Raw genomic sequence first — 18,367 nt, 5'->3', positions numbered from 1 at the left:
GGACCGGCATCGGGGGTCCGAACTGACTTCGCACATATGAGACTTGGGGCGTTGTTTCACGTGAAACAACGCCCCAAGTCTCATATGTGCCCCAAGTCCCATGCAGGAACTGCTAGATCTGCGTGACGTCCAGCTCACCCGCGGCGTACTGCCTGCGCAGCACCTTCTTGTCGAACTTGCCGACGCTCGTCTTCGGGACAGACTCGATGATCGTCCAGCGCTCGGGGAGCTGCCACTTGGCGATCTTCCCTTCGCCTGCGAGGAAGGCGCGGAGGGTGTTGAAGTCGGCGGTGGAGCCTTCCCTGAGGACGACGGTCGCGAGGGGACGCTCACCCCACTTGTCGTCGGGAACGGCGACTACGGCGGCCTCGGCGACGTCCGGGTGAGACATCAGCGCGTTCTCCAGCTCGACCGAGGAGATCCACTCGCCGCCCGACTTGATGACGTCCTTGGCTCGGTCGGTGAGCGTCAGGAAGCCGTCGGAGCTGATCGTGCCGACGTCGCCGGTCTTGAGCCAGCCGTCCTCGCTGAACTTGTCGGCGGGGCGCTGGAGTTCGGCGCCCGGACCGCCGTAGTACGCGCCCGCGATCCAGGGGCCGCGGACCTCCAGCTCGCCGGCGGACTCGTTGTCCCAGGGGAGCCGTTCGCCGCCCGGGCCGCTGAGGCGGGCCTCGACTCCGGCGGGGAAACGGCCCTGCGTCAGCCGGTACGCGAACTCCTCGTCCGTGCCCACGACATGGGCCGGCGCCCGGGCGATCGTGCCCAGCGGGGACGTCTCCGTCATGCCCCAGGCGTGGCAGACACGCATGCCCAGCTTGTCGAAGGCCTCCATGAGCGAGGGCGGACAGGCGGAGCCGCCGATGGTGACCTGGGTGAGGGAGGAGACGTCGCGGGGCTTGGCCGTCAGTTCGCCGAGCAGTCCCTGCCAGATGGTGGGGACGGCCGCGGCATGCGTCGGCCGCTCGCTCTCGATCATCTCGGCGAGTGGCGCGGGCTGGAGGAAGCGGTCCGGCATCAGCAGGTTGATGCCGGTCATGAAGGTCGCGTGCGGCAGGCCCCAGGCGTTGACGTGGAACTGCGGGACGACGACGAGGGTGGTGTCCCGGTCGGTGAGACCCATCGACTGAGCCATGTTGACCTGCATGGAGTGCAGGTAGATGGAACGGTGCGAGTAGACGACTCCCTTGGGGTCGCCCGTCGTGCCGGAGGTGTAGCACATGGCCGCCGCCGTGCGCTCGTCCAGCTCGGGCCAGTCGTAGCTGGTCGGCCTGCCCGCGATCAGCTCCTCGTACTCGTGCACCCGCGCCGTCGCCCCGTCGAGCAGCGAACGGTCGCCGGGCCCCGAGACCACGACGTGTTCGACCGTCGGCAGATGGGGGAGGAGCGGGGCGAGCAGCGGAAGCAGCGAGCCGTTGGCGATGATCACGCGGTCGGCGGCGTGGTTGACGATGTAGGCGAGCTGCTCCGCGGGGAGCCGGAGGTTGAGGGTGTGCAGGACCGCGCCCATGGAGGGGATCGCGAAATACGCCTCCACATGCTCGGCGTTGTTCCACATCAGCGTCCCCGTCGGATGCCCCTCCTCCACTCCGAGGTCGCTCAGGGCGTGCGCGAGCTGTGCGGCTCGGGCGCCGATCTCTGCGAAGGAACGACGCTGCGGCTCTCCCTCCCCGGTCCAGGTGATCACCTGTGATGTTCCGTGGATCGCCGACCCATGGGTCAGGATCCTCGAAATCAGCAGCGGTACGTCCTGCATCGTGCTCAGCACGGCGTTCCTCCCGGGGGGCGACATTGCCTACGCGGTGGCAAGGGTTGGGCTGATTCTGCGCACATACCGCGCGGTATGTCACTAGTACCCGGGATGATCGATCAGTCCGCGACACCCCTTCGGCGGAGGCAGCGAGGGGACGGGAGACCGATACCGGGGCCGGTGGGGTGGGGGGCGGATGCCGGGAGTGGACGTTGGGAGTCGCGAGCCTGGGAGGTGGCGGACCGAGAAGTCGGGAGTCGGAGGGCAGGGGGTGGGACTGCGGACTGGGGGCAGATGACCAGAGACGGTCATCCCGTCACGGAAGTGGGCGCGCTACCGGACGGGCTCCAGCTCGGGGTCCTCGCGCAGCTTGCCCAGCGCACGCGACACCGCCGACTTCACCGTCCCGACGGAGACACCGAGCACCTCCGCCGTCTGTACTTCGCTCAGGTCCTCGTAGTACCGCAGGACGACCATCGCCCGCTGCCGCGCCGGCAGCTTCATGATCGCCCGCCACATCGCGTCGTGGAGGGCCTGCTGCTCGGCGGGGTCCCCGGCGGGCGCCCCATCCGGCTCCGGCAGCTCCTCGCACGCGAACTCGTCGACCTTGCGCTTACGCCACTGCGACGTCCGCGTGTTCAGCAGGGCCCGCCGTACGTAACCGTCGAGCGCCCGGTGGTCCTCGATCCGCTCCCACGCGACATACGTCTTCGTGAGCGCGGTCTGCAACAGGTCCTCGGCATCGCACGGGTTCGCGGTCAGCGACCGGGCGGTACGCAGCAGCACCGGCTGGCGGGCCCTCACGTACGACGCGAACGACGGGTAGGGCGCGGACGGAAGGGTCCGCGTCGCGGCGTTCGAAGCGCTGGTGCAGACGGGTGTGGTCATGGCTCCACGCTAGGATCGACCCCTACTCTCGCGGATCGGCCGCAGGTCCCGAAGCGTTGTCCGCCTCAGGTTGTAGGAGGGGGGCTGCCCCCACCTCCTGAAGGTGGACTAACAAGTCCTGCCCCCTGAGGGTTCACCCCTGAGGGATGAGTACGACGGTAGTACGCGGGCCACGGTCCCCCGGTCCCCGCAGGTCATCTCCGGCCTTGCCCGAACAGGCTAGGAAACCACGCCGGCATCCGCGTCGACCTCCAGGATCAACCCCGACGTGGGAACCCCGGTGCCGGCGGTGACGAGCGTGTGGCGGGCGCCCGGTATCTGGTTCACCGCCGTCCCCCGCAGTTGTCGTACCGCCTCCGCCACACCGTTCATCCCGTGCAGGTATGCCTCCCCGAGCTGTCCGCCGTGCGTATTGAGCGGCAGCCCCTCCTCGGCGACGAAGTCCGCGGCCTGGCCCGGTGCGCAGAACCCGAACTCCTCCAACTGCATCAGCACGAACGGCGTGAAGTGGTCATAGAGAATCCCCACGTCGATGTCCGCCGGAGTCAGCCCGGTCGTCCGCCACAGCTGCCGTGCCACCACGCCCATCTCCGGCAGCCCGGTCAGACCGTCCCGGTAGAAACTGGTCATCTGCTCCTGCGCGCGGCCCGCCCCCTGAGCGGCAGCCTTGATCACCGCAGGGGGATGGGGCAGATCGCGGGCCCTCTCCAGAGAGGTGACCACCAGTGCCTGACCGCCGTCCGTCTCCTGACAGCAGTCCAGCAGCCGCAGCGGCTCCGCTATCCACCGTGAGGCGGCGTGCTCGGCAAGCGTGATCGGTCTGCCGTGGAAATAGGCCGCTGGATTTGTCGCCGCGTACTTCCTGTCCACCACGGCGACCTGGCCGAACACCTCGGGCTTCAGCCCGTACGTGTGCAGATAACGCTGGGCCGCCATCGCCACCCAGGACGCGGGCGTGAGCAGCCCGAACGGCAGGGCCCACCCGAGCGCCGCTCCCTCCGCCGACGGCTCCCGCTGCTGCACCCCGGAACCGAATCTGCGTCCCGACCGCTCATTGAACGCCCGGTAGCAAACCACGACCTCGGCCACCCCGGTCGCCACCGCGAGCGCCGCCTGCTGGACCGTGGCGCAGGCCGCCCCGCCGCCGTAGTGGACGCGCGAGAAGAAGGACAGCTCCCCCATTCCGGCCGCCTGGGCGACGGTGATCTCCGGGCTGGTGTCCATCGTGAACGTGACCATCCCGTCCACGTCCCAGGGCGTCAGCCCCGCGTCGTCGAGCGCGGCCCGCACCGCCTCGACCGCCAGCCGCAGCTCACTGCGCCCCGAGTCCTTGGAGAACTCGGTGGCTCCGATCCCGACGATCGCCGCCCGCCCGCCGAGGGTGTCCCGCGTCCGTACGCTCATGTGGCACCCCCGGGTGGAAGAGTGACCGTCACCTTGCCGGTCACATGTCTGCCGATGCCGTTCGCCCCGACGACCCGCACCGTCGCGGTGTCGCCCGCGAGCTCCTCCACCGAGCCGGTCAACACCATGGTGTCGCCCGGGTAGTTGGGCGCCCCGAGCCGGATGGCCACCTTGCGCAGGACCGCGCCCGGTCCGAAGTGGTCCGTGATGTACCTTCCGACCAGGCCGTTGGTGGTGAGGATGTTCATGAAAATGTCGGGGGAACCCTTCTGCCGCGCCAGCTCCGCGTCGTGGTGCACATCCTGGTAGTCCCGTGACGCGATGGCCCCGGCCACGATCAGCGTGCGCGTGACCTCGATCTCCAACGGCGGCAGCGCGTCCCCCACCTTCACGTCACCGGCCCGCGCGTCACCAGCCCGCACGTCACCAGCGCTCACCTTGTCGGCCGTCACTTCATCGGCCGTCACGTCCCCGGCCCAGGTGTCACCGGCCCACCCGTTGTCGACTCTCACGTCGTCGGCCGTCGCCCTTCCGGTTCCCGCCTCTCCGGGCCTCGTGCCTCCGCCGCCCCTCGTGCCCCGGTGCTCACGTCCCCTCCTCGCCGCTCACGATCAACTCCCCCAGTTCCTGGAGCACTTCGCTCCCGCATCCCAGATACGCGTCCAGTTGCCGCCCCCACAGAAAGTGCCGGTGCACGGGGTGCTCCAGGTCGGCCCCCGTCCCGCCGTGCAGATGCTGGCCCGCGTGCACCACTCGCAGGCCCGCCTCCGACGCCCACCAGGCCGCGGTCAGGGCGTGGGTCACGTACGCCAGGCCCTCGTCTCGCCGCCACGCCGCCTCGTACGCGGTCACCCGTATCGCCTCCGTATCCATGTACGCGTCGGCCGCCCGGAGTTGGACCCCTTGCTTGGCGGCGAGCGGACGCCCGAACTGCTCGCGCGCGTTGGTGTGCTCCACCGCCCGGGCCAGCGATCCCGCGCACACTCCGGCCTGCAGCCCCGCGAAGGCGGTACGCGCGGTGGCGAGTACGTCGGCGTACGCGCCCTCCCCGCCGAGCCGCTCGCCCGGTGTGCCGTCCAGTGTCAGCCGCCCCGCCGACCAGGGCGCCGTCAGTTCCACCGGCTCGCAGACCGCCTCGGCGGTCCGCACCAGCCACAGTCGGCGCCGGTCGTCCGCGACAAGCACATGGGTGGCGTCCCGCAACCAGGGCACCACGGGGGCGGTGCCGCTCAACTGCCCCTGAGGCGCCGCACGTACGGCACGGAGACCGGACCCCGGTACGGCTCCGGCTACTCCCGTCCGCTCGCCCTCAGCCGCACCCGTCCGCTCGCCCTCAGTCGCGCCGGTCGGCACGCTCCCAGCCGCACCCGTCCGCTCGCCCTCAGCCGCGCCGGTCGGCACGCTCCCAGCCGCGCCTCCACGTATCGCACCCAGCCCACCGGTCGTTGCGGCCGGCCCCGGCCCGAAGATCGACCCGCTGACCACCACCGTCCCGTCGGCGATCCCTGGCAGCAGCCGCTCCCGCTGCTCCGGTGAACCATGGGCCGCCACCGCCAGCAGCCCGTACACACAGCTCGCCGCGAACGGCACCTGGGCAGTGGTGCGGCCCTGCTCCTCCAGGAGGAGCACCAGGCCGAGCAGTCCGATGTCCGCAACGGCCGCCACCAGCCCGGCCGCGCACAGCGCCTTCCACACCTCGGCGTCGCTCCCGGTCCCGGCCGCGGCGAGCCGCTCATGCGTGGAGAGGTCGCCGAAGATCCGCGCGGCGAGGTCACGGGCGGCCGCCTGCTCCTCGGTGGGCGTGAAGTCCATGTCAGCCTCCACCTCCGCCCACGCCGGCCTCGCCGCCCACTCCGGCCACTCCCGCCTCGTCGGACCGGAAAACCGGCAGCTCCAACTCATCGTCGTACCGCTGGAATTCGAGCCGTACGGGCATCCCGATCCGCACCTTGTCGTACGGCACCCCCACCACGTTGCTCACCATCCGCACGCCCTCCGAGAGTTCGATCAGGCCGACCGCGTAGGGAGGGTCGAAGGCCGGGAAGGGCGGGTGGTGCATGACGACGTACGAGTAGACCGTGCCGTCGCCGCTCGCCTCGACCGTGTCCCACTCCAGGCAGCCGCAGGCGTTGCACCCCGGCAGCCAGGGGAACCGCAGCGCGCCGCAGCCGCCGCACCGTTGGATCAGCAGCTCGTGCCGGCCCACGCCCTCCCAGAAACCGGCGTTGTCCCGGTTGATCACAGGGCGCGGGCGGCGCGCTTTCGGTTCCTGCTGCTTCCGGCGCCCGGCCGGTGCGTACTTGAGGATCCGGAAGCGGTGCGTACCCGCCGGCTCGCTGCCCGCTCGTACATCCATCCGTGTCGTGACGAAAAACCCCCTCCCCAGCTTCGTCGTCTTGGGCTCCGAGACCGACTCGATCACCGCGTCGAAGGTGATCTCGTCCCCGGGCCGCAGTGGACGCAGATACTCCTGCTCGCAGTCGGTGGCGACCACCGAGGTGTAACCGGCCTCGTCGAGGAGCCCCAGCAGCTCGTCGTAGGCCTGCGTACGCCCGGTGTGCCCGGAGAGGCCGCCCATGGTCCACGCCTGGAGCATGGTGGGCGGTGCGACGGCATCCGGCCCCTCGTACGCCGGATTCGCGTCCCCCATCGCCTCGCACCAGTGCCTGATCATCGGCGCGTTGACCGGATCCCGGCCCGCACCGGCGACGGCGGCCGGCCGGCCCTCGTACGCCTTGAGCCGCCCGGACAGCCCGCCCATTCCGTCCCCTCCACCCGCCCCGTCTCCTCCGTCCACCCCGTCCGCTTCCTCGCTCACCGCCGCCCCCTCCGCATCCCGAGCCGCATCGTCGCCACGATCTCCCGCTGCACCTCGCTCACCCCGCCCCCGAACGTGTTGATCTGCGCCGCCCTGTTCATCCGCTCCAGCTCGCCGTCGCCGAACACTCCCGGTGAACCGGAGCGGACCAGGGCGTCCGCTCCGACAATTTGCTGACATATTCGGTACACCGCGACCGCCGATTCGGTTCCCACCACTTTCACGCCGCTCGCGTCGCCGGGTGCCGGCCGGCCGGCCCCGACATCCCCCACCAAACGCCAGTTGAGCAGGCGTGATACCGCAAGTCGGGCATGTGCCTCGGCCAGTTGGGACCGCACCCACGGCTCGTCAACCCGACGCCGACCGTTCACTGGATCGGGTGTGCGTGCCGCTTGCAGCGCGGCCGCGTAGAAGTCCTCGGCCTGCATGCCGATCGCGGCGAGCGCGACCCGCTCGTGGTTCAGCTGGCTGGTGATGAGATTCCAGCCGCCGTTCTCCTCGCCGACGAGGTTCGCGGCCGGGACGCGGATCCCGTCGTAGTACGTGGCTGTCGTCGTCTGCCCGCCCACCGTCTGGATCGGCGTCCACGAGAAGCCGGGCGCGTCTGTGGGCACGAGGATGATGGAGATGCCCTTGTGCTTGGGGGCATCCGGGTCGGTCCGGCAGGCGAGCCAGATCCAGTCGGCGTTCTGGGCGTTGGACGTGAAGATCTTCTGCCCGTCGATCAGCCAGCGGCCGCCGGCACCGCCCCCTACGCCTGCGCCACCCCCCTCGGCCGCTGATTCGACCGCGTCCCCATCCGCATCCCCCTCCCGCACCGCCCGCGTCCGCAGCGACGCCAGGTCCGTCCCCGCCTCGGGCTCCGAGTACCCGATCGCGAAGACGAGGTCACCACTCAGGATGCGCGGCAGGAAGAAGTCCTTCTGTTCCTCGCTCCCGTACTTCATGAGCGTCGGTCCGACGGTGTTCAGCGTGACCATCGACACGGGCGCACCGGCCCGGTACGCCTCGTCGAAGAACACGAACTGCTCGTCCGCGCCACGCCCTTGCCCCCCGTACGCGACGGGCCAGCCGAGCCCGAGCAGCCCGTCGGCGCCGATGCGGCGCAACAGCGCGCGCTGCTTGCCGGGTTCGTCGGCGGGCGGGGGCCCGTCTGGCATGAGGTCGCGGAAGTACATACGGAGTTCGGCGCGCAGTCGCTGCTGGCGTTGAGTGGGGGCGAGGTGCACGGCTGCGGCCTCCCGGACCTCGTACGAACAAGGGTTTCTGACTGTCCGTCAGACAATGCGGACTGTCAAGGTCAATGGAGTCCCGCACCGGGCACCTCGTACCGCACCCCACGCACCCCATCTGGACACCCCGGACACGCGAACCCGATTCACGCGCCCGATGCAGAGACCCGAGGCTCGGACCCGATTCGAGGACCGGATTCGAGGACCCGAGGCGACGGACCCAATGCACAGACCCGAGGCTCGAACCCGAGGTGACGGACCCGGTAACACAGAGGCACGCGCACGCGTGGAGACGTAAAAACGTCTGCGCGACGGCACCGAAGCACCGCCGCGCAGACGCGTTAGAACCCCACAGAACACAACCCCGCACGGGAGTTTCCAGGCCGATGAGGGCGCATCGGCCGGCGGTTTACCAGAGGTTGGTGAAGTTGACGACGGTGTTCGACTGGTCGATTGCCGTGAACGCGGAACCGTTCACCTGGGCCGTGTTGTTCTGGTTGGAGGCGCCGGAGCCGACCGCCTGCTGCTGCGTGGTGGACGAGTTGCCGTGGTTGTTGCCACCGACACCGCTGATGGTCGCCACCGCCGCATTCGATCCGTCGTCCGCGAAGGCGCCGTTGTCTGCCGCCGCGACACCCGTGAAGAGGGTGGCCGCGAGGGGCAGGGCCGCGACGGCGGCGATGACGCGGGCGGTACGGATGCTTGCCATGTGAATTCCTCCAGAAGAACCGGATGTACGCACCGGTGTGAACCGGGAAGTACGGCTTGTCCCAAGGCAGTTGGCCGACCACCTCAGTGATGTGCACGACGTCGCGAGTCCAGAGTTGCCCACCGAATCCCCGGCGAACCACCCCGGAGGCACCGATTCCCCCTGAAGCGTGAGGACAAGTCGATAAACGCCTTTCGCGACCTTTCACCTGTCGGCTCTGGCTCAAAGCCGCAGGTCAAGGCCACCGAGCCGACTCGGACGACAGACACCGCACGAGATGAAGCGTTCCGGCACATTTTCAGCCAATCTCTCCTGCACTCGCCGAAATGCCCAGTCCCGCTCCGGCACCTCACCGAACCCTCTTCCCTTTTTCGAACACTCGTACGAACATAGAGGCATGGCCACCACCACCATCGACCGGCAGGCCACGACCATGGCCCTGGCCCACGCACTGTCCGCCGCCGAGCGCGGCCTCGCGGTCATTCCGCTGTCCCGTACGAAGCTCCCTGCCCTCCGCTCCCCCCACCGCACCGACCCCGCCGGTCTGCCCGTCTGCCACGGCGAATGCGGCCGCTTCGGGCATGGCGTGTACGACGCCTCGACCGACCCACGCCGCATTCGCACGCTCTTCACGGCCGCCCCCTGGGCCACCGGCTACGGAATCGCCTGCGGCCTGCCGCCGTACCACCTCATCGGCATCGACCTGGACACCAAGTCCGGTACGGAGTCATCGGCGGCCCTGCGCGAACTGGCCCTTCGCCACCTGTTCACCATCCCGGAGACAGTGGTCGTCCTCACCCCGAGCGGCGGCCGTCACCTGTGGCTGAGCGGTCCGCCGGACGTGGCCGTCCCCAACTCCGCGAGCCGGCTGGCCCCCGGCATCGACGTCCGCGGCGCCGGCGGCTACCTCGTCGGCCCCGGTTCCCGCACCGAACAGGGCATCTACAGCACCGCTCCGGGCACCGCCCACCTGGCTCCCGCGCCCTGCCCGCCGGCCCTGCTACGGCTGCTCCTGCCGCCCCCACGGCACGCCAAGCCGACTTCGTCCTCGACACCGGCGGACGTCCACGGGCAGGGCCAGGGCTTGATCCAGTTCGTCCTGGCGGCCCACGCGGGTCAACGCAACACCCGCCTCTTCTGGGCAGCCTGCCGCGCTTACGAGAACGGCATCGGCCCGGACCTGACCCCCGCCCTGATCGACGCGGCCGTCCACACCGGCCTCACACTCCGCGAGGCCCGCTCGACGGTGGCCTCTGCGGCACGCATGACGGGAAACCACGCCTGAAGAGCGACACAAAAGCCATGCAGCACAGAAGGGGTGCCCCGTTCCCAGGGACACCCCTTCTGACCTGCAATACGTCTGACCAGCGCGGTGGGTGTGGGATTTGAACCCACGGTGACATCGCTGCCACGACGGTTTTCAAGACCGTTCCCTTAGGCCGCTCGGGCAACCCACCGTCGCCCCGGCCCACCTGGGGCGGAGCGGGTTACAGCCTACCGGCCTCGGGGGGTGTCGTGGGCTGGTGGTCCGCGCGGGGCCCTGCGGGGCCGACGGCGGCGGTCAGCAGGGCCTTGAGGTCGGCGTTCTCCGCTTCCAGGGCCGCGATCCGTTTTCTGGCGAAGTAGAGCTCCATCACCGCGTCGTGGAACTCCGACACCAGCTCTTCAGGGGTCAGTTGCATCGTCGTCTCCCGTCCCGCGTGCTCAGGCCGGCGCGATACGGGTGACCGTGCCGGCGGAGCCCCGCCAGAACAGTTGGCCGTTCACGGCGTACAGGGCGCCGCCGCCTGCCGAATCGACGGTCGTCGGCACGGCCGCGGCGTTCGCTATCCGGACCACGCCCTCGACCAGCAGGCCGGCCGGGGCGGCCGACGACTGGACGATGTGGACCTGGGCGCGCGGGGTGGCCGCGCGGTCGATGCCGACCCCGATCCGCCCTGTTCCCTTCACCACGAAGTCGTCCAGGCCCGTGTTGTTGCGCAGGGCGATCAGGTTGCCGGTGGTGGCGCCGTTGGTCGCCGTCAGGTAGATGCCCTGGGCGGCTGTCCCGGCCGTCCCGTCCGCCCCGGCGGTCTGCAGGTCGATCGACAAGGCGGCGGCGTTCTTGTCGGAGCCGTCGGCGTACCCCACGTGGGCGATCTTCAGCGTGCCGCGCGCGGTCTCCTTGCCGGACAGGTACATGGCCGAGGTGCCCGGGTTGTCCGAGACCACGTTCAGTGCCGCGCCGATTCCGGCGGTGCCCGCCTGATAGACGGTCACCGTGTGATCCGTCTCCGAAGTCGTCTTGAAGAACGCGGAGTTGGCCGTGGCGTTCGTACTGAACTTCTGCCCGGTCACCGCCCCCGCGACCGCCAACGGCCCCCCGACGACCACCGGTCCGTCGAACGTCGTCGTCTCGCCCTCCACCGCCGCGCCCTCCGACGCGGCGGCCTCCGAGGCCGCACCACCTACGGCGACGGTCACCGCGCCCGCCGTGAAGCTCCCCAGAAACAGTCTGCGTGCCAGGGGCATGCAGCCACCCGCCTTCCACGTCTCGCGCCGCCGGAGCGTCCGGCGCATCCCGGGTACGACTCAAATCGCCGGCCTTTGGTTGTACGACCGGTCGTACGAGGGAGCTGGACAGCTGACTGCACGTGCGGCGCCGCGTCGTCCGAGAACCCACGCGGAAGGGGTGCCCGCAACCCGCGGGCACCCCTTCCGATGCCGGCCAGCTCATGCCGCGCCGGCCACCTACTGTCAGCTGTCGCCCTCGCGTTCGCCCAGGGTGACGTCGGTGGTGTGGGTCTTGCCGTCGCGCGTGTAGGTGAGCTTGACGGTGTCGCCGGGCTGGTGGGTCCAGATCTCGCCGATGAGGGTGGGGCCGCTGTCGATCACCGTGTCGTCGAGCTTGGTGATGACGTCACCGGACTTGAGGCCCGCCTTGTCCGCGGGACCACCGGCGGTGATCGAGGCGGAACCGCTCGCACCCTGGTCGGTGATCTTCGCGCCGCCGGTGCCCTCTTCGAGGGAGACCGACGCGCCGATCACCGGGTAGACCGGCTTGCCCGTCTTGATGAGCTGCTGGGCCACGGTCTTCGCCTGGTTGATCGGGATCGCGAAGCCCAGGCCGATGGAGCCGGACTGGCTGGTGCCGTCGAGGCTCCCGCTGGACTGGATCGCCGAGTTGATGCCGATGACCGAACCCTGGGCGTCCAGGAGGGGGCCGCCGGAGTTGCCGGGGTTGATCGAGGCGTCCGTCTGCAGGGCGCTCATGTACGAGGAGCTGCTGGACGTGCCGTCGCTGGAGGCCACCGGGCGGTTCTTGGCGCTGATGATGCCCGTGGTCACCGTGTTCGAGAGACCGAAGGGCGCGCCGATCGCGATCGTCGAGTCGCCGACGGCCACCTTGTCCGAGTCGCCGAGGGCGAGGGGCTTCAGATCCGACGGCGCGTTCTTCAGCTTGATGACCGCGACGTCGTAACCCTGTGCGTGGCCGACCACTTCGGCGTCGTACTTCTTGCCGTTGGAGAAGGTCGCGGTGAGCTTGCCGTTGTCGACCGCGTCCGCCACCACGTGGTTGTTGGTGAGGATGTGGCCTTCCTTGTCGAAGACGAAACCGGTGCCGGTGCCGCCCTCGCCGCTGCTGCTCTCGGCCTCGATGGTGACCGTGCTCGGCAGCGCGTTGGCGGCCACGCCCGCGACGCTGTCCGCGGCGCGCTTCACATCGCCGCTGCTCTGCGGGGCGGAAACCGTCGTCGAGTCCGTGGAGTCGTCGTTGTCCTTGGCCAGCGTGTAGCCGATTCCGCCGCCCACTCCGCCCGCGACCAGCGCGGCGACGAGGATCGCGGCGACCAGGCCGCCGCGTCTGCCACCGGGCTTGGGGGCGGGCTCCTGGTAGGAGGAGCCCCAGCCGGATCCCGAACCACCGCCGTCGGCGTACGAGGGGGTGGCGGGGGGCGGCGGCGGCCAGCCTGCCTCGGCCGCGGAGACCGGCGCCCCGGAAGGCCCGGTGGCCCCGGAGTCGGGACCGTGCCCGTCAGGAGCCCCGGCGCCCACGGAGGCGTACGCCGGTGCCTGCTCCGGAGATCCGTAGGCCGACGTGTGGTCGGGTGCGCCGTAATTCGGCGTCTGGTCCGGAGATCCGTACGCAGGCGCGTGCTCGGGTGCGCCGTACGTCGGTGCCTGGTCAGGTGTGCCGTACGCCGGTGCACGCTCCGGTGTGCCGGGGGCGCTCGGAGGCACCGCCGGGAGCTGAGCGGTCGGCACGCTCTCCCCCGGGGCGGCTGTCTGCGCGGAAGCAGCGGGAGTGTCCACCGGCACAGGAGGTGCGGACGGGGCCGGGGGTACTGCAGTGCCCTCGTTCTCGGTGCTCACAGCTCTTCTCCTCGATCCACGGCTGTTGTTCTTGGTCGCACTCGGTCACGCTCGCTCACGCTTTTCGGCGGTCCGGCGCGATTCAGCTGTGCATGTGTTCTTGTCTGCCGTCAGCTTTTCCCACCGGGCGTCAGAGCACCATAAGCGGTGCCTGTGCGTCCGAGGCCATTCTTTATAAGGGTCTTGTCAGGCGAAATTAACCCATTCTCGGCATACCCGCCCTCACGCCCGCCCTGCGGCGGTGGCACCATGACGCGGTGACCCACGCACGACAGCACCCGATTCAGGTGGTCGCCCACCGCGGAGCCTCCGAAGAGGCACCCGAGCACACCCTGGCCGCGTACAAGAAGGCTATCGAGGACGGTGCGGATGCCCTCGAGTGCGATGTACGCCTGACCGCGGACGGCCATCTGGTCTGTGTTCATGACCGCCGCGTCAACCGTACGTCGAACGGCCGCGGAGCGGTGTCGGCCCTGGAACTCGCCGATCTCGCCGCGCTGGACTTCGGCGCCTGGAAGAACCGCGAGGAGTCCCCCGACTGGGAGTACGGCCCGGGGGACCGCGAGGACACCTCCGTCCTCACCCTGGAGCGGCTGCTCGAACTCGTCGCCGACGCCGGCCGGCGGGTGGAACTGGCCATCGAGACCAAACATCCCACGCGCTGGGCGGGCCAGGTCGAGGAGCGCCTGCTGCACCTGCTGAAGCGTTTCGGCCTGGACGCCCCGGAGTCCGCCGCGGAGTCGCCCGTACGCGTCATGAGCTTCTCGGCGCGCTCCCTGCACCGCGTCCGGGCCGCTTCGCCGAACCTGCCCACGGTCTATCTGCTGCAGTGGGTCTCGCCCCGACTGCGCGACGGACGGCTGCCCGCGGGTGTCCGGATCGCGGGCCCGTCGATGCGGATCGTACGCAGTCACCCCGGGTACATCGAGCGCCTGAAACGCGCCGGACACCAGATCCACGTCTGGACCGTGAACGAGCCCGAGGACGTCGACCTCTGCGTTGAGCTGGGCATCGACGCCATCATCACCAACCGCCCGCGCGCGGTCCTGGGGCAGCTCGGCCGCTGACGCGACCGCACACTTTCAGCCAGCGATCTCCCAAAACCCCACAAGAAACCATCGAAATCCAGCCACACAGTCACCGGGAGTGCTCCGGCGCGTTCGCTCCGTATTCGATCGTTACGAGTGCGTCAGCAGACGTTGATTGGCCGGTTTCCGGTCCAGTTCAAAGGGGCATCCACACCGTGGCGTGGGGCAAAGGAGGTCTCGGGGGTGGCGTTGGTGGTGGCACAGGAGGTGCCCGCGTCGTCAAGCATGGCCGTACCTCATGGCCCTGCGGGCGTGGGGCAAGCAAGGCACCGGATGCGGGATCAGCTGCGTACCGGTGGCGTAGCGGAATCGGTCATCGACGACGCCGTACTGATCCTTTCCGAACTGCTCAGCAACGCGTGCCGGCACGGCAGGCCACTGGGCGACGCCCTGTCGGGGGACGGTGACGTCCGCGCCGCGTGGCGTGTCGACGCGTCCGGAAGACTCACCGTCGAGGTGACGGACGGCGGCGGCCCGACCCGTCCGATGCCGGCCACTCCCTCGGTCACCGCGCACGGCGGCCGCGGGCTGAACATCATCACGGCACTGGCCAAGGACTGGGGCGTCCGGGACAACGCCCGCGGAGAGATGACGGTCTGGGTCGTCGTCCAGGACAACGTGCAGACATCGCGCCGAGGCGACGACCTGGGCCACGACGACCTGGCTACGCGCGTCACCGCACCGGCCCAGCGGCGGCAGCCGCTGATTCCGCAGCAGCCGACGATACCCGGCCTGGGCTTCGCGGACGCCTACGACGACTTGGCCTGAGCAGGCCCGGTACGACACCGACAGCAGGCCCGGTACGACACCGACAGCGGGCCTGACATGGCACCGACAGCGGGCCCGACATGGCACCGTCGGAGGCCTGACACAACACCGCCGGCAGGCCCGATACAGCACCGCCGACAGGCCCGATAAGACACCGACCTGGACCGAAGTGTCGGTTCCGGGACGACTCGGTGCGTTGTCCACAGGGTCCCGTCGGCCCCCGTACGAACGGCTAGGCTCGCGCCCGTACGAGACGAGCCGTAACCGGGAGACACCCACGATGGCCAAGAAGCGACCCCAGACGAAGGCCAAGCAGCCGCAGCTGAAGGATGGTGCCCGAGCCGGAGGCGCTGAAGGACACGTATCGGTTGTCGGCGCACGCGAACCCTGCCCCTGCGGCAGTGGCCGCCGCTACAAGGCCTGTCACGGCCGGGCCGCCGCGCATGCCGCGACCGAGCTGGTGCACCGCCCCTTCGAGGGCCTGGCGGGCGAGGGCGACTGGATCGCGCTGCGCGAGCTGGTGCCCGCCGCGACCGTCGAGCTGAAGCTCAGGGAGAGCCTGCCGGAGGGCGTTCCCTCGGTCACGCTCGCCACCGTCCTGCCGATGGCCTGGCCCGCGCTGCGCCGCGACGACGGCTCGGTGCTGATCGGCCTGCAGAACGACACGGCGTCCGGCGACATCAGCCGCGACCTGGCCGACACCCTCCAGCGCGCGCTCACCGCGCAGCCCGGCACGCCGGTCGAGGGCCGCCGCGCCCCGGCCGACGGTCCGCGGCTCCAGGATCTCCTCGACCCCGAGGGTGCGTTCGAGCCAGTTGTGCACGCGGGCTTCGAGTTCTGGGTGCCGGACGCGGAGAACGCGTCGCCCGAGGTGACCGCCTCCCTGGAGCGGGCCAACGCCGCTGCCATCCCGACCGTGAAGCTCTCCGGCGTCGACGCCGCCTACTGGTGCGAGACGCCCGACAAGAACCATCTGCGCTGGGTCATGCCGTACGAGGAGGAGCGTCTTCTGGACGCGCTCGCGCGGCTCCACGCGGCCGGGAAGTCGAGCCTCGGGGAGGGCACCCGACTGGTCGGCTCCTTCCGTGCACACGGGCTCACCGTGCCGGTCTGGGACCTGCCGACCGGGGTGACGGCGGACGATGTCGAGAAGCCTGCGGCCGAGTTCGCCGAGCGCCTCACCACCGCCCTGGCCACGGACGCAGCGCTCAGCGCGGACGAGCGCCGGGCGCGCGGCGGCCTCACCAATCGACAGGTGACACTCAGCTGACACACATACAGGGGAACTGACCTACCGGTCAGGTGGTCAGGAGTCACCAGCCAGGTGACTCCTGTCACAACTCCCCGTACCGGCAGGTAAATTCGTGTCCGAATAGCCAAGACCGAATTTGCGAACCGCCGATCTCTTGTTACCGTTCGAGTAGCCCGGTTGCTGGTGCATCCCCCGTCGCCAGCAACCGGGTCTTTTCATGTGCGGGCTCCCGCGCGGCGCCAACCGCCTTGCTGCGGCGCCGAGTTGCTTCCCCGACACCCGGCGCCCAGTTCCTCCCTGGGCCTACGGCGCCGAAGTTGCTCCACGGCCTACGGCGCCGGGTCGCTTCCCGAACGCAGCAGCAGCGGCCCGTCCTCGCCGCCCCTCGCGAACTCCGCGACCGCCGCGTACGCCGTCACATCCCCCGTCGTACGCCCCCGCGGTGTCTCGCACGCCCCAGGGTCGTCCTCCGCGCCCACCGCGCAGCGCATCAGCACGGTGCGGCCGCCGGGCTCCATGAGGCTCAGTACGGAAGTCAGCTCGCCGCCGGTCGCGTTGCGGTAGTAGGTGCGCGCCCAGGTCTCCTCACCCTGCGTCAGGACGCAGGTCTGTGCCTCGATGCCGTCGGCCGAGGTGAGTTCGGGGCCGCAGCGGGCGGCGGTGGCGAGACCGAGGCCGAGCAGCCGGGGCGACGACGCGGGGTCCGGGGCGGGGGCCGGCGCCTTGTCGCCGCCACTGCCACTGCCGTCGCGGCTGTCGTGACCGTCGTCTTCGGAACGGTCGGAGTGTGCGGAAGAAGCACGTGCATCCGCAGGACCCTCGTCACCGACAGGTCCTGCGGATGCGACAGCCAACGGAAGAGCCACCGTGACCGCCACTACGCCCGCGAGTGCGAGCAGGCGAAGGTTCATAGAAGGGAAGATAACGACCGTGGGCGGGCGCCCGGTTCGCCGCGCGCCCGACACCCCTACAAGTCGGGAGCGCTCACACCCGTACGAGTGAGGGCCTCCACCACGGCGTCCACCACGGCCTCCACATCGGGCACCCAGGGGGCGGCCGAGCCGGGCAGTGGTGCGCGTTCCCAGCGGATCTGGCCCTGGCCGGTCCCGGACGGAGGCAGCGCGATGTAGCCGCCCTCTCCGTGGAAGCGCAGGGAGCCGGGGACGTAGTCCTTGGCGTACAGCAGCTCGCCGAGCTGCTCCAGGGAGTACGGCGCGACGAGGATCGCCCATCGCGTGGGGGCCGCGACGACCGGGCCCAGGCGCATGCCCTGGCGGTCGAGCGCGGCGAGTGCGCGGGCCGCCGCGAGGGCGGGCAGGCTCACCGCGCAGGGGGCCTTCTCACCGGTGGCCAGCACGATCGGTGCCGTCGGCCGGTTGGTCCACCACCAGCGCACCATGCGCTCGTCGGTGGTGGCCGCGAGGAGGCCTGGGTCGAAGGGGTGGGCGCCGGGCACCGTGCACTCCGGGTCAGGGCATCCGCAGCGGGCGCGCCCCTGCGGGTCGGCCGCCACACCCGGGAGTACGGGCCACTGCCATTCGGTCGCGAAGGTCAGGGCCGACTTGAGCATCTCAGTCCTCCCGTTGTTTCGCCTGGACAGGAGCCTGCGTCGCCTTCCGAGGATCTCGCGCATGAGCGCTCGTTCCTTTCCGTTGCACGCCTGGCAACACTGTGGACCATTCACATCATGTGTCGATCACTTCACTGTGCGTACCTGCTGGCGCATCACACCCTTGCTGGAGACAAGGGAAGCCCCTCTGGGCCGAGCGTCGGGCTTCGTCCGCGTCCGTACTGCGTGTGCCTGAAGCATGGGCATGGCGTGGGGTGGCGGCGCCTGGCGTTTTGCCGTCCCGTGTACTTCTAGCCGCCTCCGCCACGGGAGGATGGGGCACGGTCGTCGGTGGTTAAGACGCCCGGGTCCGTCGCCAGGTTCCGGGCGATACGCAATCGCCCCTGGCCTTCACCGAGTACGTACCCATCACGACCGCTGTGACGCTCTGTCGAACTAGGCCAGTCGACCTCAATAAGCCGTTACCCGAGTCAGTTTTAAGCCAACTTTACTTTCCCGCAAGGGTTACCGCCGGTCTCACGGACACCAGGAATCCCGG

The 18,367-nt window shown here is 69.9% G+C and carries 17 protein-coding genes and 1 tRNA gene; 4 read left to right on the top strand and 14 right to left on the bottom strand.

Translation table 11 applies throughout. The features are described 5' to 3' along the window. Nucleotides 1-112 precede the first annotated feature (112 nt). The 8 genes from ACFVKT_RS13235 to ACFVKT_RS13200 form a co-directional block, all read right to left on the bottom strand. Nucleotides 113-1,789: a long-chain fatty acid--CoA ligase gene (locus ACFVKT_RS13235; RefSeq protein WP_385730730.1), complete on the bottom strand. Its 1,677-nt coding sequence runs from the start codon at nucleotides 1,787-1,789 to the stop codon at nucleotides 113-115. A gap of 291 nt (nucleotides 1,790-2,080) precedes the next feature. Then, the gene (locus ACFVKT_RS13230; protein ID WP_385730728.1) at nucleotides 2,081-2,635 is read right to left on the bottom strand and encodes a SigE family RNA polymerase sigma factor; all 555 of its coding nucleotides are present in this window, start codon (nucleotides 2,633-2,635) and stop codon (nucleotides 2,081-2,083) included. Between the two features lie 219 nt (nucleotides 2,636-2,854). Continuing rightward, a complete protein-coding gene (locus ACFVKT_RS13225; RefSeq protein ID WP_385730726.1) occupies nucleotides 2,855-4,039 on the bottom strand; it encodes a lipid-transfer protein in 1,185 nt (394 codons plus the stop codon). Further along, entirely contained in the window at nucleotides 4,036-4,431 is a 396-nt protein-coding gene (locus ACFVKT_RS13220) for a MaoC family dehydratase (protein WP_385731088.1), read from the bottom strand. Before ACFVKT_RS13220 ends, ACFVKT_RS13225 begins: the two co-directional genes overlap by 4 nt. 193 nt (nucleotides 4,432-4,624) lie before the next feature. Next, nucleotides 4,625-5,851 (bottom strand): acyl-CoA dehydrogenase family protein, encoded by a 1,227-nt coding sequence (locus tag ACFVKT_RS13215; protein ID WP_385730724.1) that lies wholly within the window; start codon nucleotides 5,849-5,851, stop codon nucleotides 4,625-4,627. A gap of 1 nt (nucleotide 5,852) precedes the next feature. After that, nucleotides 5,853-6,800 carry a bifunctional MaoC family dehydratase N-terminal/OB-fold nucleic acid binding domain-containing protein gene (locus ACFVKT_RS13210; protein WP_385731086.1) on the bottom strand — a complete coding sequence of 316 codons (948 nt, stop codon included), beginning with the start codon at nucleotides 6,798-6,800 and terminating at the stop codon, nucleotides 5,853-5,855. A 53-nt stretch (nucleotides 6,801-6,853) separates the two neighbouring features. Next, nucleotides 6,854-8,086, bottom strand: a complete 1,233-nt coding sequence (locus ACFVKT_RS13205) for an acyl-CoA dehydrogenase family protein (RefSeq protein WP_385730722.1) — start codon at nucleotides 8,084-8,086, stop codon at nucleotides 6,854-6,856. A gap of 412 nt (nucleotides 8,087-8,498) precedes the next feature. After that, entirely contained in the window at nucleotides 8,499-8,798 is a 300-nt protein-coding gene (locus ACFVKT_RS13200) for a hypothetical protein (RefSeq protein ID WP_385730720.1), read from the bottom strand. A gap of 397 nt (nucleotides 8,799-9,195) precedes the next feature. On the opposite strand from ACFVKT_RS13200, the gene ACFVKT_RS13195 reads away from it, so the two are divergent. After that, on the top strand, nucleotides 9,196-10,083 hold the full coding sequence (locus ACFVKT_RS13195; protein WP_385730718.1) for a bifunctional DNA primase/polymerase: 888 nt from the start codon (nucleotides 9,196-9,198) through the stop codon (nucleotides 10,081-10,083). 85 nt (nucleotides 10,084-10,168) lie between these two features. Here ACFVKT_RS13195 and ACFVKT_RS13190 read toward each other — a convergent pair. From ACFVKT_RS13190 to ACFVKT_RS13175, 4 genes are all read right to left on the bottom strand, one after another. Continuing rightward, nucleotides 10,169-10,255: transfer RNA gene (locus ACFVKT_RS13190), tRNA-Ser, on the bottom strand. A 30-nt stretch (nucleotides 10,256-10,285) separates the two neighbouring features. Beyond that, a complete protein-coding gene (locus ACFVKT_RS13185) occupies nucleotides 10,286-10,480 on the bottom strand; it encodes a hypothetical protein (RefSeq protein WP_385730716.1) in 195 nt (64 codons plus the stop codon). A gap of 22 nt (nucleotides 10,481-10,502) precedes the next feature. Then, nucleotides 10,503-11,309, bottom strand: a complete 807-nt coding sequence (locus ACFVKT_RS13180) for a hyaluronoglucosaminidase (protein ID WP_385730714.1) — start codon at nucleotides 11,307-11,309, stop codon at nucleotides 10,503-10,505. Between the two features lie 225 nt (nucleotides 11,310-11,534). Further along, a complete protein-coding gene (locus tag ACFVKT_RS13175) occupies nucleotides 11,535-13,151 on the bottom strand; it encodes a trypsin-like peptidase domain-containing protein (protein WP_385730712.1) in 1,617 nt (538 codons plus the stop codon). Between the two features lie 257 nt (nucleotides 13,152-13,408). On the opposite strand from ACFVKT_RS13175, the gene ACFVKT_RS13170 reads away from it, so the two are divergent. The 3 genes from ACFVKT_RS13170 (at nucleotide 13,409) to ACFVKT_RS13160 (ending at nucleotide 16,277) form a co-directional block, all read left to right on the top strand. Beyond that, entirely contained in the window at nucleotides 13,409-14,218 is an 810-nt protein-coding gene (locus tag ACFVKT_RS13170; protein ID WP_385730710.1) for a glycerophosphodiester phosphodiesterase, read from the top strand. 117 nt (nucleotides 14,219-14,335) lie between these two features. Beyond that, a complete protein-coding gene (locus ACFVKT_RS13165) occupies nucleotides 14,336-15,007 on the top strand; it encodes an ATP-binding protein (protein WP_385730708.1) in 672 nt (223 codons plus the stop codon). Between the two features lie 280 nt (nucleotides 15,008-15,287). Next, nucleotides 15,288-16,277 carry a DUF5926 family protein gene (locus tag ACFVKT_RS13160; protein ID WP_385730706.1) on the top strand — a complete coding sequence of 330 codons (990 nt, stop codon included), beginning with the start codon at nucleotides 15,288-15,290 and terminating at the stop codon, nucleotides 16,275-16,277. 311 nt (nucleotides 16,278-16,588) lie between these two features. Here ACFVKT_RS13160 and ACFVKT_RS13155 read toward each other — a convergent pair whose 3' ends face one another. Beyond that, entirely contained in the window at nucleotides 16,589-17,170 is a 582-nt protein-coding gene (locus ACFVKT_RS13155; RefSeq protein WP_385730705.1) for a hypothetical protein, read from the bottom strand. A 56-nt stretch (nucleotides 17,171-17,226) separates the two neighbouring features. Continuing rightward, nucleotides 17,227-17,892, bottom strand: coding sequence for a bifunctional DNA primase/polymerase (locus ACFVKT_RS13150; RefSeq protein WP_385730703.1), 666 nt, complete (start codon nucleotides 17,890-17,892; stop codon nucleotides 17,227-17,229). Nucleotides 17,893-18,367: the final 475 nt, after the last annotated feature.

Source organism: Streptomyces sp. NPDC127595, from assembly GCF_042671685.1.
Classification (GTDB): Bacteria; Actinomycetota; Actinomycetes; order Streptomycetales; family Streptomycetaceae; genus Streptomyces.
This window is presented reverse-complemented; position numbering and strand designations above follow the sequence as displayed.